We start from the raw sequence: 16,757 nt of genomic DNA, 5'->3' as shown, positions 1-16,757 counted from the left end.
TTCACCCCACGATGGATACAGAGGTCCACCGAGAATGCTTTGCCATGCTATCTCGCCGTCCTACGGCTACGTGAAGGCGTCGCACGACGTCGTCCGTCATCCGAAGCTCAACAGCGACGCGAAGATCCTCATCGCCTACGTGCAGGGCCTCCCCGAGAAGTGGGCCGGTCGGCCCCTCGGTGAGCACGCCAAGCGGCTCGGCCTGAAAGGGCGCGCCTATCAGAAGGCCAAAGGGCTGCTCAAGGAGTTCGGGTACCTCCACGAGCGGCGGAGGCAGGACGATGGCGGGCTCTGGGTGACCGATCAGCTCATGTCCAATGTCCCGCTCACGGACCGTGAGGCTCGGCGCATCCATGACAAAAGAGCTGGATCGCCGCAGGTGGGACCGAGTGATCACTCTCCGACGGTCGGTCAACCGAGTACTCGGTCGGTCGGTGGTTACCTACCCAAGGGTGAAGAACAAGAGAAGAACTACTCCCACCCACCCACCGAAGAGCCCGAGCCTTCGGACGAGATGGCGGAGGTCGAGCCCGCCGATCCTCAAGTCATCCAGGCCGAGCGCGTGTTGCTCTCCCTCCGGCATGCCGACCCCCAGCTGCGTCTCGGCGCTCGTGAGGCCCGTAGCCTCGCCGGGACGGCCGCCGACTGGCTGCGGCGTGGGGTGAACGCGGCGGAGCTGCGGCTCGCGCTCAGCAGGGGGCTGCCCGAGGACGGGGTGCGGTTTCCGCGTGGGTTCCTGGCCAAGCGGCTGGAGGTCCTGATGCCGGAGCCTCTGCCCGTGGAGCCGCCTGTTCCGGCGCCTCCAGCCCTCCGGCAGGTCATCGCGTGCGAGGCGCAGCAGGAGGGCGCCGAGCATGTCTTCCGGCCTGCGGGGGACGAGACCGTGTGCCGGCCGTGCAGGCAGGAGGCCGCCTGGGAGGCGCACACGGTCAAGTGGGTGCCGCCGCCTCTGCCCGACGACTACGAGAAGCCCGAGCCGCTGCCCTGGCGGGAGCGGGTCGCCGTCGTGCGGGCGGCCGACGCGGCCGTCTCGGAGTGAGGCGTACGGCTGTTCGCCGTGTGGCGGTAGTGCCCTCCGTGCGATGGAGCGAGGAAAGTGGGCGCGGGGGCCTGGACGGCGGACCGAGGAGGACCGATGGCGGATGCCGTGATGGAGCTGTGGAGCGGAGTGCGGGCGGCGCGTGACCCTGCGTGGGTGCGTGCGCAACTCTTGGCGGCCGGGCGGACCTTGTTCGCCGTGTACGGCTATGCCCATACCACCGTCGAGGATCTGTGCGCCGCCGCACACGTGGAAGTGCGGGCCTTCTACCGCGAGTTCGAGTCGCGTGAGGCGCTGCTCGTCGATCTGTACGACGAGGTGGCGACACGGGGCATGCAGGCGTCCGAGGCGGAGCTGTCCGCCGAGGGCATGGAGACCTGCCCGACCGAGGAGCGGGTCCGTCGTCTCTTCGACGCCTATGTCCAGGCCGTCACGCGGGATCCGCGCGAGGCGAGGGTGGCGTTCGTCGAGGTGCTCGGGGTGAGCAGGGAGATGGAGGACCACCTCACGATGTGGCGGTCGGTGTGGACGGAGTTCCTGACCCAGGAGGCCGAGCGCGCCAGGCAGCGCGGTCACGCGGTCGACGGTGACCTCGTCGTCGTGGTGAAGGTACTGACGCGGTCCGTCGATGAGCTCCTCGCACATCACGGCCGCCGCCCGCGCCAGGTGCCGCCCGCCTGGCTGACCAGCGAGTTCACCCGGTTGTCCATGGCCATGATCGGCCCGGCGGCCGGGCCTGCGGGCGTCTCCGGTTGACAACACCGGTTGCCGGGTCGGCAAATGGAACCATGGCAGCGGATGAGGCAGGCACAGAGGGCAGTGCGATGGGCGACGACGAGCTGTCGTCCGTCCTGACCGGCGTCGGGCCGCGGCTGCGCGCCCTGCGCACCGAGCGCGGGACGACGCTGGCGCAGCTGAGCGAGACGACCGGGATCTCGCTCAGCACGCTGTCCCGGCTGGAGTCCGGCGGCCGCAAGCCCACCCTGGAGCTGCTGCTCCCGCTGGCGAAGGCGTACGGGGTGCAGCTCGACGAGCTGGTCGGGGCTCCGGAGACCGGTGACCCGCGGGTCACCTTCCGCCCCTTCAAGCGGCACGGCATGACGTTCGTGCCGCTCACCCGGCACCTCAGCGGGGTGAACGCGTACAAGCAGGTCATGCCCGGCGCGACGGGCAAGGAGGGGCCGGTCGAGCAGCGGGTGCACGAGGGGTACGAGTGGCTGTACGTGCTCGCGGGGCGGCTGCGGCTCGTGCTGGGGGACCATGACCTGGTGCTCACGGCGGGGGAGGTGGCCGAGTTCGACACGCACACCCCGCACTGGTGGGGTGCGGCCGGGCCGGAACCGGTGGAGTTCCTCAGCCTGTTCGGACCGCAGGGGGAGCGGATGCACGTACGGGCGAAGCCGACGGGGAAGGGATGAGGGGTCGGTCGGGTGTTCGGGGCCCGTGGCTGGCAGGTCTTGCGCAACCCGGAGGACGGCGTCGGGCGGGCGTGCCAGACTTTGCCCATGACATCGCACGCACTGCATCTCACTGCCGCGGTCACGCACGAGGGTGACTGGTACGTGGCCCGCTGTCTCCAGGCAGAGGTGACCAGCCAGGGCGAGACCATCGAGGAAGCGCTCGCCAACCTCCGCGAAGCTTTGGAGCTCTACTTCGAAGACGCGCCGGCGCCCGAAGTCACCGATGTGATCACCGCCCCCGTCGAGGTCCGTGTCGCATGAGCCCTGCCGTACCGACGGGGCTGTCCGGCGCCGAGATCGCCAAAGCTCTGGAACGCGCGGGATTCGGGCACGTCGCCACGCGCGGCAGCCACGCCAAATACCGCAAGGACGGCCGCACCGTGATCGTTCCGCTGCACCGCTCTCTTGCGGCAGGCACCCTCCGTTCCATCCTGCGGCAGGCCGACTGGACGGTGGACGATCTCAGCCGATGGCTGAAGTAGCCACGGCGGCCGGTGGTCTGACCGCCGCCAGGGCGTACGGCCCGCCCAGCCCCCACGCCTGGTACATCGCGTCGGCGTAGGCGGCCGCGAGGCGGTGTTCGCCGGACGGGCCGGGGTGCGTGCCGTCGTAGGTGTCCGTGTGGATGTCGTAGCCCGGCGGGTGCGAGGCCAGCAGGATCGGGGACGCCGCCGTGTCGAGGTCGGCCACGGCCTTGGCGAGGAGTTCGTTGAAGCGGGCGCACTCGGCGGCGAAGGGGGCGTCGGACTCGGCCCGGATGTTCGGTATGACGGGGAGCAGCACGCACCTGATGTGCGGGTTCGCCGTGCGGGCCGCGGTGAGGAAGGTTCGGGCGTTCAGCGCGGTCTGCTCGCTGTCCGTGTAGAAGCCGAGGTCTATCAGGCCGAGCGAGACGAGCAGGACGTCCGCCCGGTGCTCGGCGACCGTGTCCGCGATCACCGGGGCCATGTGCAGCCAGCCCTCGCCCCAGCCGGCCAGGTGGCGGCGGGCGTCGGCGGGGAAGCCGGGGGCGGCGTACTCGGTCGAGGCGGCCGTGCCCGTACCGGCGTCGTACAGCTCGGTGCGCGGGCCGACGATCGCGTACGGACCGTCGAAGGCCGCTTCGAGGTGCTGCCACATGCGGTAGCGCCATGTGAAGTCCCCGGCGCGTCCGATGGTCATGGAATCGCCGACACACATGAAACGCATGGCGCCATCATGGCGGATCATGGCTCCGGCCTGCGACGTGACGATGGACACTTGTGCCATGCGTTCGTACCGACTGACCGTTCTCGCCGCCGCCGCGCTGCTGTCCTTCGCGTCCTTCGCGACGGCGGCGGTCCCTGCCGCGGCCGACGGCGGAGATGCCGACCGGAGCTTCACGATCGAGGACCCGCAGATCACCGAGTCCAGCGGCCTGGCCGCCAGCCGCGCCCACCCGGGGATCTACTGGACGCACAACGACAGCGACGACGGGCCGTACGTCTTCGCCGTCGACTCCCGCACCGGGAAGACCGTCGCGCGGATCACCATGAAGGGTGTGGGCGCGCCCCGGGACGTGGAGGCGATCTCGCTGGGGCCCGACGGGAACCTGTACGTCGGCGACATCGGCGACAACCTGAACGGCAGCTGGGACCACGTCTGGATCTACCGCTTCCCCGAGCCGAAGGAGCTCCGGGACGCGACGGTCCGGGCCACGCAGTTCGACGTGAAGTACGCGGACGGCGCGCGCAACGCGGAGGCGCTGATGGTCCACCCGAAGACCGGGCGCGTGTACATCGCGTCGAAGAACGAGAACGGCGGCGGGCTGTACGAAGGTCCCGCGAAGCTCTCGACGGGCGGGGACAACGTGTTCCGGCGGGTCGGGGAGGTGCCGTGGGTGACGGACGGGGCGTTCTCGCCGGACGGCAAGGAGCTGGTGCTGCGCTCGTACTTCAGCGCGCGCGGCTACGCCTTCGCGAACGGCCGGCTCGGCAAGGACTACGCGGTGGAGTCACCGCTGCTCCCGCAGTCCGAGTCGGTGACGTACACGGCGGACGGCTCGGCGCTGATGTACGGCTCCGAGGGCGAGCAGAGCGATGTGGTGCGGGTGGACCTGAAGAAGGCCGGGGGCGACGGGCCCGCCCGTGCGGGCGGCACGTCACCGTCCTCCGCGGGGAGCGCCGCGGGCGGGGACGGCGTGCCGGTGAAGGGCACCACGCTGACCGGGATCGCGGTGCTCGCCGGGATCGGCCTGCTGCTGTTCCTGGGACGGCGGCGCCGTCAGGGCTGAGCGCGCTACGTTTCGAGCGGGCGGACCTCGTAGTGCAGGGTCCGGTCCCGCTTGATCCGGTGCACGAGCGGGACGACCACGCCGTGCAGGACCGGGTACTTGCGGGAGAGCGTCCGGGCTGCGTGCGTGTTCTCCTTCGAGCCGGCCTGGAGGAGGCGGGCGTGTGCGGTGATCTGCGGTCCCGTCGGCCGGCCGCGCAGTGTGCACGGGCCGATCCTCACGACGGGGTGGTTGCGCATCCGCTCCACCTTCCACGCCGAGGAGAACGTACGGATGTAGGCGTGGTCGCCCTCGACGGCGATGTTGACGGGGGTGTCGGCATGCGTCCCGTCCTGGCGCCGCGTGCTGAGCAGCACGGCGTACTGCTTCACGAACGGCCGCAGGTCGGGGATCGTCTCCATACGTTCCATCCTCCGCCGTCCCGGCGTCGTGTCATCCGCGCGGGCGGTGCGGAACGGGCGATTCGAAGGCGGTGACAGGCCCCGGCGTAAGGTCGTCGGCCTATGACGACGACGAACCCCGGGCCCGCGCCCTTCGCCACCACCCGCCTCGACGCGGAGCCCTTGCAGGTGGCACACGCGGACGAGATGGCGGCCGTGCTCGCCGACCCGGCCCTGCACGCCTTCACCGGCGGCGCCCCGCTGCCGGCCCAAGAGCTACGGGCCCGCTACGCACGGCAGACCGCCGGTTCGCCGGACCCGGACGAGCTCTGGTGGAACTGGGTGCTGCGCATCCGGGGCGAGGACCGGCTCGCGGGCTATGTGCAGGCGACGGTGGACGTGACCGGGGCGCAGGCGGAGATCGCCTGGGTGACCGGGGTGGAGTGGCAGGGGCGGGGGTACGCCAAGGAGGCGGCGAAGGGACTTGTCGCGCACCTGTTGGGCGGGGGAGCGGTCCGTACTGTCGTTGCCCACGTCCATCCCGACCATGCGGCGTCTGCTGCCGTGGCGGAGGCGGCGGGGCTGGTGCGGACCGGGGAGTGGGAGGACGGCGAGGAGCGGTGGCGTCGGGACGCCCCGGCGAGCTCTGTGTCCTCAATCGCCGGACGGGCTTGACTGCGCCCTGCCGGCCTTGATCAGCTCGGCGACGTCCAGGATCACTTCGGCGCCGATCGAGTCGGGGAGCGGGGCCTCCTGGCCGGGGGCGTACACCTCGTGGCGGTCGTAGGTGCCGCCGACGGGCTCCGTCAGGACGTGGACGCGACCGTGCTTGCGGTCGAGGATCACGTAGACGGGGATCTTGGCCTCGGCGTACGCCGCGACCTTGTGCCGCAGGTCGCTCTTGTAGTTGCTGGAGGTGACCTCCAGGACGAGGCGGAACACGGCCGGGTCGTAGCAGTTGTTCTGGAGCCTGTGCGCGTCGAGATCGGCGTCGACGAGGGCGAGGTCGGGGATGGCGTAGTCCTCGGGGCCGCCCGGCAGCCAGAGACCGATGCCCTGGAGGACTGCCGAGTCCCCGTCGTCGAGTCCGGCCGCGATGAACGGCCGCATGAGCTTGGTAAGAGCGCGGGCGTGCGGGCCGTCCGGGGGTGGGGCCACGGTGATGACGCCTCCGATGATCTCGACGCGACGTCCGGGAAGCTGCTCCGCGAGCCTGTCGGCTTCCTCGAGCAACGACAGCTCCGGCCCGTCGTCACAGGGGTGCTCGACTGCTGCTGCAGACAACATTGCGGCCCTCCTGAACTGGCTGGTGTCGAGACCATCATCGTAGGGCGGAACGGCCGCAGAGCGTGTTTCTGGCATATGCCACTCGGGCGAGTGAAGCAGAAACGGCCCTGCACACCTCGCGGTGCACAGGGCCGTTCCGGAGCGTACGGGCTACAGCTTCTCGATCACGTAGTCGATGCACGCCGTCAGCGCCTGGACGTCCGACGGGTCGATCGCCGGGAACATCGCCACGCGCAGCTGGTTGCGGCCCAGCTTGCGGTACGGCTCCGTGTCGACGATGCCGTTGGCGCGGAGCACCTTGGCGATCGCGGCGGCGTCGATCTCGTCCGCGAAGTCGATCGTGCCGATGACCTGCGAGCGCTTGGCTGCGTCCGTGACGAACGGGGTCGCGTACTTCGACTCCTCGGCCCAGCCGTACAGGTGGCCGGAGGAGGCGGCCGTGCGGCCGGTGGTGAAGTCCAGACCGCCCTGGGTGTTCATCCAGGTCAGCTGCTCGTTCAGGAGGAACAGCGTGGCGAGCGCCGGGGTGTTGTACGTCTGGTTCTTCAGGGAGTTGTCGATCGCGGTGGGCAGCGAGAAGAACTCCGGGACGTGCCGGCCGGAGGCGTGGATGCGCGCCGCGCGCTCCAGGGCCGCCGGGGAGAAGACGCCGATCCACAGGCCGCCGTCGGAGGCGAAGGACTTCTGCGGGGCGAAGTAGTAGACGTCCGTCTCGGCGATGTCGACCGGCAGGCCGCCCGCGCCGGAGGTGGCGTCCACCAGGACCAGGGAGCCCTCGTCGGCGCCCGCGACGCGCTTGATGGGCGCGGCGACACCGGTCGAGGTCTCGTTGTGCGTGAAGGCGTAGACGTCGACGCCCGCCTCGGCCTTCGGGTCCGGGTGGGTGCCCGGGTCGGAGGCGATGACGGTCGGGTCGGCCAGCCACGGGGCGAGCTTGGCGGCCTTCGCGAACTTCGAGGAGAACTCACCGAAGTTGAGGTGCTGGGACTTCGACTCGATCAGGCCGTGCGTCGCGATGTCCCAGAAGGCGGTGGAGCCGCCGTTGCCCAGGATCACCTCGTATCCCTCGGGGAGGGAGAAGAGGTCGCGCACGCCGTCACGTACCGCGCCGACCAGGTTCTTCACCGGGGCCTGGCGGTGGGACGTACCGAGAAGAGACGTACCGGTGGCGGCCAGCGCGTCGAGCGCCTCCGTCCGCACCTTGGAAGGACCGGCGCCGAAGCGTCCGTCGGCGGGCTTGATGTCAGCGGGAATCTGGATGTCGGCCACGAGTCGGAGCGTAGCGGGTCGGTGGGGTGGTCAGGCGGCCTGTCCGTCGGGTGAGACGCGCGCACGGAATCAGCCCGTCCGCCGTTTGAGGACGGCCGCCCCCGCCAAATCAGCCCGTCCGGCGTTTGAGGACGGAAGCCTCCCGCCGGACCGGGGTTCGGGGCTTTGTCCTCAAGCGCCGGACGGGCTTGGGGTGGCCGGTTCCGGGGTTCGGGGTTCCGTCCTCAAGCGCCGGACGGGCTTGAAGTGGCTCGGCCGGCGCTTGAAGGTGGGGAGGGCGCGTCAGCCCAGGTCGACCGCGTCAGCCCAGCTCGACCGGGAGGTCGAACAGGTCGTTCTGGGTGACGATCGGCTTGTTGCGGAGCTCGGTGGCCGGCACGGCCAGCTCCAGCTCCGGGAAGCGCTCGTACAGGGCGGGGAGCGCGACCCCGGCCTCCAGGCGCGAGAGCGCGGCACCCGGGCAGACGTGCGGGCCGTGGCCGAAGGCGATGTGGCGGTTGGGGGTGCGGGTCGCGTCGAACTCACCGGCGGTCGGGCCGTACTGCGCCTCGTCCCGGCCCAGCGCGCCGAAGGACACGATCAGGGCCTCGCCCTTGGGGAGGACCTTGTCACCGACGGCGACGTCCTCCGTCGCGAAGCGGATCAGGACGTGGGAGGTCGGGGTGTTCCAGCGCAGGGTCTCCTCGATCACGTTCTCCCACGGCAGCTCGCCGGTCAGGACCTGCTTGCGCTGTTCGGGGTGCGTCTCCAGGGCGACGACGGCGTTCACGATCAGGCTGATCGTCGTCTCGTGGCCCGCCGCGATGATCAGCTGGAGGGTGTTGACGATCTCCTCGTTGGTGAGGTGGTCGCCGTCCTCGGAGGCCGAGATCAGGGCGCTGGTCAGGTCGTCGCCCGGCTCGGCCCGCTTCGCGTCGACGATCTTCGTGAAGAGCGCGCCGAGGTCCGCCATCATCTGCGGGACCTCCTCCGGCGGCGTCTGCGTCGAGAAGAACTTCTCGAAGAGTTCCTTGAGGCGGGGGTGGTCGGCGCCGTCGACGCCCATCAGCTCGCTGATCACGTTCATCGGCAGCGGGTAGGCGAACTCGGCCTTCAGGTCGACCTTCTCGCCCTTGGGCAGGGCCGCGAGACGGTCCAGGCTCGCGGTCGTCAGCGCCTCGATGCCCGCGCGCAGCCGCTCCACCCGCTTCACGGTGAGGGCCTGCGCCACCAGGGTCCGCAGCCGGCGGTGGTCGGCGCCGTCGACGGTCAGCATGGAGCGGCCCGGGTTGGCCAGGCCGATCAGCGGCCAGTCCATCGGGATCTCGCCGCGCTGCCAGGCGCCCCAGACGTTGATGTCCTTCACGATCCGGGAGTCGGTCAGCAGCTGCCGCGCCTCCGCGTGGTGCGTGACCGCGTAGCAGTGCACCCCGCCGGGCAGCTCCACCTCGGCGAGCGGGCCCGCGGCGCGCAGGGCGGCGCTCTCGCCGTCGAGGTCGGCGACGAACGGGTCGAGGGCGATGCGGGTCATATCTGGCCTCCGGGGGCGGATCCTGTGGCAGGGGTGGGAGTGAAGGCGACGGGCAGGTCCGTCAGGCCCCGCAGCCATGGGGAGGGGCGCCGGGTGAGCTGCTCGGCGGGGACGTCCAGGTCGATGTCCGGGAGGCGGTCGAGCAGGACCTCGATGCCGGTACGGGCGATGACCTCGGCGGTCTCCTGGGCCGGGAACGGGCAGCGGTGCTCGCCGTGGCCGAAGGAGAGGAAGGCGTTGTTGCCGCCGGTGAGCGAGGAGCCGTCGGTGCGCACCTGAGGGTCGGCGTTGGCGGCGGCGATACCGAGGAGCAGCAGGTCGCCCGCCTGGATGTGGCGGCCCCCGAGGTGGGTGTCGCGCGAGGCCCAGCGGCCGGCGACGTTCTGCGTCGGGGTGTCCTCCCAGAGGACTTCGTTCATGGCCTCGGCGACACTGTGCCGGCCGCCGGAGAGCGAGGCGGCGAACCGGTCGTCGGTGAGCATCAGCCGCAGCGAGTTGCCCATCCAGTCGGCCGTCGGCTGGTGCCCGGCGGCCATCATGACCATGAGGTCCTGGACGATCTCCTCGTCCGTGAAGCCGCCGGGGTCGGCCAGCATCCGGGTGGCGACGTCGTCGTCCGGTTCGGTGTGCTTGTCGGCGAGCAGCTGGAACATCGACGTACCGAGGTGCTGCTGGCCGGCCAGGGCGCGTTCCCGGCCGTCGATCATGTCGTTGATCGAGCCGACGAGCACGTCGCCGACCTCGTCGCTGAAGCCGTAGATCCTGGCCAGGACGCGGGCGGGGAGCAGCATCGCGTACTCGGCGATGATGTCGGTCGAGCCCTTGGAGCAGAACTGGTCGATCAGTGCGTCGGCGAACTCCTCCGCGTACCGCTTGAGGGCGAACGGGTCGACCGCCTCCAGGGCGTTGCTGATCATCCGGGCGCGCTCGACGTGCCGGGGGCCGACCGTGTAGAGGATCGACGGCTGCTTGCGGCCGATCATCGGGAGCAGCGGCCAGTCGTCGGGGATGCGCTCCCACTGGTTCCAGAGGTCGGAATCGCGGCTGAACAGCACCGGGTCGCTGGTGACCTGGTGCAGTTCGCGGTAGCCGAGGATCAGCCAGGCCGGGACGTCGCCGTCCAGGACGACGGGGGCGACGGCGCCGTGGTCGCGGCGCATCTCCCGGTACAGCTGGGTGGGTTCGGTCTGGAACCGGGGCCCGGACAGCGGTGCGCGTCCGTGCGCCGGGCAGCCCGGGGGCGGTTCGGGTGGCTGGGTCACGGGGTGGGCTCCGGGGTCTTCTCCGGAGCGGTCTCCGGACGGGCGGAGGCGGAGGAGCCGGCCATGCCCCGCGAGAGGGCGTAGAGGTGCTCCACCAGCGTGATCAGGACGTACTTGCTGGAGGACCGGTCCCGGGCGTCGCATTCCACGAGCGGTACGTCGTCCGAGAGGGCGAGTGCCTCGCGGATCTGCTGCTCGGTGTGGAGCGGGCCGCCGAAGTCGTTGCACGCCACGATGAACGGGGTGCCGTGGTGCTCCAGCCGGTCGATGGCGTACCAGGAGTCGGCGAGGCGACGGGTGTCGACGAGGACGACCGCGCCGAGCGTTCCGGAGAACAGCCGGTCCCACAGGTACCAGAAGCGCTCCTGGCCGGGTGCGCCGAACAGGTACAGCACGGAGCGTGCGTCGAGCGTGATGCGGCCGAAGTCGAAGGCGACGGTGGTGGACGTCTTCGACTGCACCCCGTCGAGGTGGTCGACGGCCTCGCCCGCGCGGGTCATCGTCTCCTCCGTGTTGAGCGGACGGATCTCGCTCACGGATCGGACCATGGTGGTCTTGCCGACCCCGAAGCCACCGACGACGACTATCTTCAGTCCGTTGTCGGCCGTGGCCTGCAGGGCGGCACGGTCAGAGGTTGCGGAGTCCAACGAGCACCTGTTCCAGGATGTCGGGGTCGGGGAACCGGTCCGCGACACGTGCTGTACGGGGGTGGCGTGCGCTGATCCGGCCGGTGTCGAGCAGATCGCACAGCAGGATGCGCACGATGCTGACGGGCAGGTTCAGCCCCGCGGAGAGCTCGACGACCGCGGTGGGCCGTTCGCACATCCGCAGGATCGTGACGTGCTCCGACTGCATGCCGGGGGCCGGCTCGCATTCGGAGACGACCAGCGTCACCAGGTCGAAGGCGGCCGAGTCGGACCGGCTGCGGCCACCGGTGAGGGTGTAGAGCCGGTCCGGGTCGTCGTCCCGGCCGGGGCGGGGGCGGGGAGTCATACGGTCGCGGTTTCGGAGACCTCGGCGGACTCTCGCGGCGGGGCGACGAGGTGCTCGCCGAGCTGCTCGACGAGCTCGCTCATGTTGTGGCCGACGAGGCCGACGTCGGCGTCCTCGGAGGCGACGACCGCGAGGTGGGCGCCTGCGCCGGCCTCCACGATGAACAGCACGCCGCCGTAGAACTCGGTCATGGCGGAGCGTACGCCGCCGGTGCCGTCACCGAACTCGACGGACGCGCCGTGCGAGAGGCTCTGGATTCCGGCCGAGATCGCGGCCAGCTGGTCCGCCTGGTCGACGGAGAGCTCGGGGGTCCGGCACAGCTTGAGGCCGTCCCTGGACAGCACGAGGGCGTGACGGGCGCCGGGGGTGCGCTCAAGGAGCCCCTCCAGCAGCCAGTTGAGCTTCTCGTCGGTGGTCGCGGTCATCGGGTGTTGCCTTCCGGGTGCGGGGAGTTGGGCCGTACGGCCTGGCGGAAGCTGCTGAAGCGGGCTGCCTGGGCCTTGGGGTCGGACGTACGGGTCCGGGGGGTGGAGCCGTCGGCCGTTTCGGCCTCCGACGGTTCGGAGGCCGCCCGGGCGCGGGACTCGGCGGCGGCGAGGGTGCGGCCGCGCGAGCGCTTGGGCAGGCCGCTCTCGCCGAACCGGGGGAGGGCGCCGGTGGTCTCCGAACCGGAGTCGGAGCGCAGGGGCTCCTGGGCGCGGGTGGTGTCGGTGGACGGGGCGGGCGATGCGTCGGGTGATGCTTCGGTGCGTTCGGCGCCGGACGCGTGGACCGGTTCGGGCTCACGCGGGGCGGGGACGACCGGCTCGGCTGCGGGCTCGGGGGCCGGCATCGGGGTGCGGGTGATGATCTCCTGCGGGAGCATCATCAGCGCGCCCGTGCCGCCGCGCGCGGAGGGCCGGAACGAGACGGTCAGACCGTGCTTGCGGGCGAGGCGGCCGACGACGGCGAGGCCGAGGCGGGTGCCGGAGAGGCCGGTCAGGTCCTGGTCGGTCGCGGAGACGGCCCGCTCCGCGCGGCGCAGCTGCACGTCGCTCATGACCAGGCCGCTGTCCTCGACGGTCAGCACGATGCCGGCCGGGACCTCCTCCACGTACACATGGACCTCGGCCGTGGGCGGCGAGAAGTTCGCGGCGTTGTCGAGGAGTTCGGCCAGGGCGTGCATGACGCCCTCGGCGGCGTGACCGGCGATGGCGACGTCGCTCGTCGAGTGGAGGCGGATGCGCTGGTAACCGCTGATCCGGCCCATCGCGCCGCGCAGGATGGACTCCATCACGATCGGCTTCGCCCAGCGCCGCCCGGAACGGGCACCGGTCAGCACGGCGATGGAGTCGGCCAGCCGGCCCGCCTGGGCGGTGCGGTGGTCCAGGTGCAGCAGGTCGCCCAGGACGTCCTCGGCGGAGTGCCGGTGCTCCATGTCGCGCAGGTCGGCCAGCATGCTGGTGGCCAGGGCCTGCATCCGGCCCGCGGCGTTGGCGCAGGCGGCGACGGCTGCGGAGCGCTCGGTGTCACTGCGGGCGGCGCGGGCCTTGAGGCGCGCGTTGTCGGCGGTGAGCCGCTCGGCGCCGGCCGCGGCCTCCTTGGCGACGCGGGCCGTCTCGGCGGCCGCGGCGGCCTTGATCCTGGCGGTCTCGGCGGTGAACCGCTGGGCGTCGGCGGCGGACGCCGACACCATCCGTGAGGTCTCGGCGGTGAACCGGCCGCTTTCGGCGGTGAGCAGCTCGCGCAGCCGGCGCGCGGTGATGCGGGCGTGGACGGCGGCGGCGACGGCGGCGGAGAGCAGCACGGCGGCGGCGCTCGACCCCCAGGCCACTGCGGTCCTGGCCGAGTCGGGAGCGGCAACGGCCGCCCACAGACACAGGGATCCGGTGAGGGCCACGGTGACCAGCAGGGCCAGTGCGGTCGGCCGGGTTGAGGGGCGCAAGCGGAGTCCTTGGGGGGCGGACGGTGACGGATGGGACGGTTCGGGCGAGTCGCGACTGTGGTGATCAAATGCGACAACTGGAACAGGGAATTCCCTGACAAGTCTGGGTCACTATATGAGAATTGACGATCTGTTTGGGAAGAACTTGTGGTGTTCTCTGTTCCATTTGTGTTTGCAGGCCGGGCATATTCCGACGTACTGACGTAATCGGCGGAAACGTGCGGGGCCGTCGGGCGGGGCGACCGGCCGGGTATGCCGGGCCGACGGCATCCTTGCCGGATGGCATCCGGCAACGCTCACCCCGGTGGCACCCCCACCGCTCTCGTCCGTGAACTGCGCGCGTCCGTACGGGGCGAGGTCGCCTTCGACGCCACGGCGCGGGCCCTGACGACGATGGACGCCTCCAACTACCGGCGGGTGCCGCTCGGGGTCGTCGCCCCGCGCGACGCCGACGACATCGCCGCCGCACTCGCCGTCTGCCGGGCGCACGGCGTGCCCGTCGTGCCGCGCGGCGGCGGTACGTCCATCGCCGGGCAGGCCACCGGCACCGGCGTCGTCCTCGATCTCACCCGCCATCTGCGGACCATCGTGGACCTGGACGCCGGTTCCCGTACCGCCGTGGTCCAGCCGGGCGTCGTCCTGGACGACCTGAGGGCCGCCGCCGCCCCGCACGGGCTCACCTTCGGCCCGGACCCCTCCACGCACAGCCGCTGCACCATCGGCGGCATGATCGGCAACAACTCCTGCGGCTCCCACTCCGTCGCCTGGGGCACCACCGCCGACAACGTCCACGCCCTCACCGTCGCCCGCTACGGCGGCGACATCCTGCGCCTGGCGCCCGGTGCCGGGGGCCCCGCCGGGCTCCGCGAGCTGATCACGGGAAACCTGGCCCTCCTGCGTACCGGATTCCCCGAACTGCCGCGTCGCATCTCCGGATACGCGCTGGACGCCCTGCTGCCCGAGAACGGCCCCGACCCCGCCCGCGCGTTCTGCGGCAGCGAGGGCACCCTCGGTGTGGTGACGGAGGCGACGCTGCGGCTGGTCGAGGCCCCCGCCGCCCGCGCGCTCGTTGTCCTCGGTTACGCCGACGAGTCCGCGGCCGCCGAAGCAGCCGCCGGCCTCCTCCCCTTCCACCCGCTGACCGTCGAGGGCATGGCCGCCGACCTCGTACGCGAACCGGCCGGGCTGCCGCGCGGCGGTGCCTGGCTCTTCGCCGAGACGGGCGGCGCCACCCCGGCCGAGGCCCGTGCCCACGCCGAGCGCCTCGTCCGGGCCGCCTCCGCGGACGCGGTGGACGCCGCCGTCGTCACCGACCCGGCCGGGCAGCGGGCCCTGTGGCGGATCCGGGAGGACGCGTCGGGGACGGCGACCCGGATGCCCGACAGCAGTGAGGCCTGGCCCGGGTGGGAGGACTGCGCCGTGCCGCCCGCCCGGCTCGGCCCCTACCTCCGCGACTTCCGTGCCCTGCTCGCCGAACACGGCCTGCGCGGAACCCCGTACGGGCACTTCGGCGACGGCTGCATCCACGTCCGCATCGACTTCGACCTGCTGAGCGACGCGGGCGTGGCCCGCTTCCGCCGCTTCTCCGAGGACCTCGCCTCGCTCGTCGTCGCCCACGGCGGCTCGCTGTCCGGCGAACACGGCGACGGCCAGGCACGCGCCGAACTCCTCCCCCGGATGTACGGGGACGAACTCGTCGCCCTCTTCGCCCGGTTCAAGGACCTCTGGGACCCCGACGGCGGCATGAACCCGGGCATCCTCGCCCGCCCGGCCCGCCTCGACGAGAACCTCCGCTTCGAGGTGCTCCCGAAGAAGCCGGTCGACGTCGCCTTCGGCTACCCGCACGACGGCGGTGACTTCTCCGCCGCCGTGCGCAGGTGCGTCGGAGTCGCCAAGTGCCGTACGGAGCAGACCTCGGGCCCGTCCGTGATGTGCCCCTCCTTCCGCGCGACCGGCCAGGAGGCCCACTCCACGCGCGGCCGGGCCCGGCTGCTCCACGAGATGCTGGCCGGGGCCGCGGGCGGCGTGATCACGGACGGCTGGCGCTCGACGGAGGTACGGGACGCGCTCGACCTCTGCCTGTCCTGCAAGGGCTGCCGCAGCGACTGCCCGGTGGGCGTCGACATGGCCACGTACAAGGCGGAGTTCCTGCACCACCACTACCGCGGGCGGCTGCGCCCGGCGGCGCACTACGCGATGGGGTGGCTGCCGCGGTGGCTGTGCCTCGCGTCCCCCTTCGCGGGCGCGCTGAACGCCCTGGCCCGGGTGCGCCCGCTCGCCGCCCTCGCCAAGCGGGTCGCGGGCATCGCGCCGGAACGGGGGATCCCGGTGCTCGCGCGGGAGAGGTTCACGCGGTGGCTGAACCGGCGCCGGGGCAGGGGGACGTTCATCTTCTCCAGCGACCGGATCGCCACCCTCTGGCCCGACACCTTCACCGAGCATCTCTCGCCCGAGGTGGGACGGGCGGCGGTGACGGTTCTGGAGGCCACGGGCCGCCACGTGCTTCCCGCCGGACGAGGCCTGTGCTGCGGCCTCACGTACGTCTCGACGGGCCAGCTCGACCGGGCGCGCAAGGTGATGCGCCGCACGCTGGACCGGCTGGGCGGCACGTTGGGCGACCCCGTCATCGTCCTGGAGCCGAGCTGTGCGGCGACGCTCCGTACGGACCTGCCGGAACTCCTGCCGGACGACCCGCGAGCGGGCGAACTGGCGGGCTCCGTGCACACGCTGGCCGAGTACCTGGAGGCGTACGCCCCCGACTGGGAGCCCCCGCGCCTCGACCGCCCGGTCATCGGCCAGACGCACTGCCACCAGCACGCGGTCCTGGGTGCTGCGGCGGATCGCCGGCTGCGTGAACGGGCCGGGTTGGGCGGTGAGCTGGAAGGCGGATGCTGCGGTCTGGCGGGCAACTTCGGCTTCGAGCGCGGCCACTGGGAGGTGTCGGTGGCGTGTGCGGAGGACCGGTTGCTTCCGGCGGTGCGGGGTGCGGCGTCCGGTGCGGAGGTCCTGGCGGACGGGTTCTCGTGCCGGACGCAACTGGCCCAGGTGGGAGGTGTGCGGGCGCGGCACCTCGCGGAGGTGCTGGCGGAGGGGCTGGAGCGGGGAGCGCGGCACTAGCGCAGCGAGGGGTGCGATTCCTGGCATGCGGTCCACAGGTCCGGGTCCAGGATCTTGACGCGCCTGTCCCGGTCCTGCTCACGGGCGGGGGCCGACGTCTCGGAACCGGTCCCCGCTGTCCTGGTCAACCATGATCCCTTCATGGCAGTGTGTGCCCGCGCCGACGAGCGGCTGCAGAGCCGCACCAGCAATCCGGAGGACCCGGTGTGCTGAGGGCACCGGAGGACCCGGTGTGCTGAGGGCCGAGGGCATCGGCGCACATCCA

At 71.7% G+C, this 16,757-nt stretch carries 19 protein-coding genes; 8 read left to right on the top strand and 11 right to left on the bottom strand.

Annotation, left to right across the window (positions count from 1 at the left end; translation table 11 throughout):
• Positions 1–34: 34 nt before the first annotated feature.
• The 5 genes from ACIBJG_RS33300 (at position 35) to ACIBJG_RS33280 (ending at position 2,981) form a co-directional block, all read left to right on the top strand.
• A complete protein-coding gene (locus ACIBJG_RS33300; protein ID WP_399313300.1) occupies positions 35–1,039 on the top strand; it encodes a hypothetical protein in 1,005 nt (334 codons plus the stop codon).
• Positions 1,040–1,135: 96 nt separating this feature from the next.
• Entirely contained in the window at positions 1,136–1,795 is a 660-nt protein-coding gene (locus ACIBJG_RS33295; protein ID WP_399313297.1) for a TetR/AcrR family transcriptional regulator, read from the top strand.
• Between the two features lie 68 nt (positions 1,796–1,863).
• Positions 1,864–2,457, top strand: a complete 594-nt coding sequence (locus ACIBJG_RS33290) for a helix-turn-helix domain-containing protein (RefSeq protein WP_399313366.1) — start codon at positions 1,864–1,866, stop codon at positions 2,455–2,457.
• Positions 2,458–2,544: 87 nt separating this feature from the next.
• Positions 2,545–2,760, top strand: a complete 216-nt coding sequence (locus ACIBJG_RS33285) for a type II toxin-antitoxin system HicB family antitoxin (RefSeq protein WP_399313295.1) — start codon at positions 2,545–2,547, stop codon at positions 2,758–2,760.
• A complete protein-coding gene (locus ACIBJG_RS33280) occupies positions 2,757–2,981 on the top strand; it encodes a type II toxin-antitoxin system HicA family toxin (RefSeq protein ID WP_399313293.1) in 225 nt (74 codons plus the stop codon). The genes ACIBJG_RS33285 and ACIBJG_RS33280 overlap by 4 nt, the downstream gene beginning before the upstream one ends.
• Here ACIBJG_RS33280 and ACIBJG_RS33275 read toward each other — a convergent pair.
• Complete coding sequence (locus ACIBJG_RS33275; RefSeq protein ID WP_399313291.1) at positions 2,962–3,687, bottom strand: GDSL-type esterase/lipase family protein; 726 nt, start codon at positions 3,685–3,687, stop codon at positions 2,962–2,964. The genes ACIBJG_RS33280 and ACIBJG_RS33275 overlap by 20 nt on opposite strands.
• A gap of 58 nt (positions 3,688–3,745) precedes the next feature.
• Here ACIBJG_RS33275 and ACIBJG_RS33270 point away from each other — a divergent pair, with 58 nt between their 5' ends.
• The gene (locus ACIBJG_RS33270; protein WP_399313289.1) at positions 3,746–4,750 is read left to right on the top strand and encodes a WD40 repeat domain-containing protein; all 1,005 of its coding nucleotides are present in this window, start codon (positions 3,746–3,748) and stop codon (positions 4,748–4,750) included.
• Positions 4,751–4,755: 5 nt separating this feature from the next.
• Here ACIBJG_RS33270 and ACIBJG_RS33265 read toward each other — a convergent pair whose 3' ends face one another.
• A complete protein-coding gene (locus ACIBJG_RS33265) occupies positions 4,756–5,151 on the bottom strand; it encodes a PPOX class F420-dependent oxidoreductase (protein ID WP_399313287.1) in 396 nt (131 codons plus the stop codon).
• A 102-nt stretch (positions 5,152–5,253) separates the two neighbouring features.
• Between ACIBJG_RS33265 and ACIBJG_RS33260 the strand changes: the two genes are divergently transcribed.
• A complete protein-coding gene (locus ACIBJG_RS33260) occupies positions 5,254–5,805 on the top strand; it encodes a GNAT family N-acetyltransferase (RefSeq protein WP_399313285.1) in 552 nt (183 codons plus the stop codon).
• On the opposite strand, the gene ACIBJG_RS33255 is transcribed toward ACIBJG_RS33260, so the two are convergent.
• The 8 genes from ACIBJG_RS33255 to ACIBJG_RS33220 all read right to left on the bottom strand — a co-directional run bounded on the left by ACIBJG_RS33255 (position 5,785) and on the right by ACIBJG_RS33220 (position 13,375).
• On the bottom strand, positions 5,785–6,414 hold the full coding sequence (locus ACIBJG_RS33255; RefSeq protein WP_399313364.1) for a Uma2 family endonuclease: 630 nt from the start codon (positions 6,412–6,414) through the stop codon (positions 5,785–5,787). The two genes, ACIBJG_RS33260 and ACIBJG_RS33255, sit on opposite strands and share 21 nt — an antisense overlap.
• A 153-nt stretch (positions 6,415–6,567) precedes the next feature.
• Complete coding sequence (gene serC / locus ACIBJG_RS33250; RefSeq protein WP_399313282.1) at positions 6,568–7,686, bottom strand: phosphoserine transaminase; 1,119 nt, start codon at positions 7,684–7,686, stop codon at positions 6,568–6,570.
• Positions 7,687–7,987: 301 nt separating this feature from the next.
• Positions 7,988–9,196, bottom strand: coding sequence for a cytochrome P450 (locus ACIBJG_RS33245; protein ID WP_399313280.1), 1,209 nt, complete (start codon positions 9,194–9,196; stop codon positions 7,988–7,990).
• The gene (locus ACIBJG_RS33240; protein WP_399313278.1) at positions 9,193–10,458 is read right to left on the bottom strand and encodes a cytochrome P450; all 1,266 of its coding nucleotides are present in this window, start codon (positions 10,456–10,458) and stop codon (positions 9,193–9,195) included. The genes ACIBJG_RS33245 and ACIBJG_RS33240 overlap by 4 nt, the downstream gene beginning before the upstream one ends.
• Positions 10,455–11,105: a GTP-binding protein gene (locus ACIBJG_RS33235; protein WP_399313276.1), complete on the bottom strand. Its 651-nt coding sequence runs from the start codon at positions 11,103–11,105 to the stop codon at positions 10,455–10,457. Before ACIBJG_RS33235 ends, ACIBJG_RS33240 begins: the two co-directional genes overlap by 4 nt.
• Positions 11,086–11,451: a DUF742 domain-containing protein gene (locus ACIBJG_RS33230; RefSeq protein WP_399313274.1), complete on the bottom strand. Its 366-nt coding sequence runs from the start codon at positions 11,449–11,451 to the stop codon at positions 11,086–11,088. Before ACIBJG_RS33230 ends, ACIBJG_RS33235 begins: the two co-directional genes overlap by 20 nt.
• On the bottom strand, positions 11,448–11,876 hold the full coding sequence (locus ACIBJG_RS33225) for a roadblock/LC7 domain-containing protein (protein WP_399313272.1): 429 nt from the start codon (positions 11,874–11,876) through the stop codon (positions 11,448–11,450). Before ACIBJG_RS33225 ends, ACIBJG_RS33230 begins: the two co-directional genes overlap by 4 nt.
• Positions 11,873–13,375, bottom strand: coding sequence for an ATP-binding protein (locus ACIBJG_RS33220; RefSeq protein ID WP_399313270.1), 1,503 nt, complete (start codon positions 13,373–13,375; stop codon positions 11,873–11,875). The genes ACIBJG_RS33225 and ACIBJG_RS33220 overlap by 4 nt, the downstream gene beginning before the upstream one ends.
• A 279-nt stretch (positions 13,376–13,654) precedes the next feature.
• Between ACIBJG_RS33220 and ACIBJG_RS33215 the strand changes: the two genes are divergently transcribed.
• The gene (locus ACIBJG_RS33215) at positions 13,655–16,492 is read left to right on the top strand and encodes an FAD-binding and (Fe-S)-binding domain-containing protein (RefSeq protein WP_399313268.1); all 2,838 of its coding nucleotides are present in this window, start codon (positions 13,655–13,657) and stop codon (positions 16,490–16,492) included.
• On the opposite strand, the gene ACIBJG_RS33210 is transcribed toward ACIBJG_RS33215, so the two are convergent.
• The gene (locus ACIBJG_RS33210; RefSeq protein ID WP_399313267.1) at positions 16,489–16,620 is read right to left on the bottom strand and encodes a hypothetical protein; all 132 of its coding nucleotides are present in this window, start codon (positions 16,618–16,620) and stop codon (positions 16,489–16,491) included. The genes ACIBJG_RS33215 and ACIBJG_RS33210 overlap by 4 nt on opposite strands.
• Between the last annotated feature and the right edge of the window lie 137 nt (positions 16,621–16,757).

Source organism: Streptomyces sp. NPDC050422 (assembly GCF_044458665.1).
In the GTDB taxonomy this organism is placed as follows: domain Bacteria; phylum Actinomycetota; class Actinomycetes; order Streptomycetales; family Streptomycetaceae; genus Streptomyces.
The sequence above is the reverse complement of the archived record's forward strand: the minus strand, read 5'-3'. Positions and strand labels throughout refer to the sequence as shown.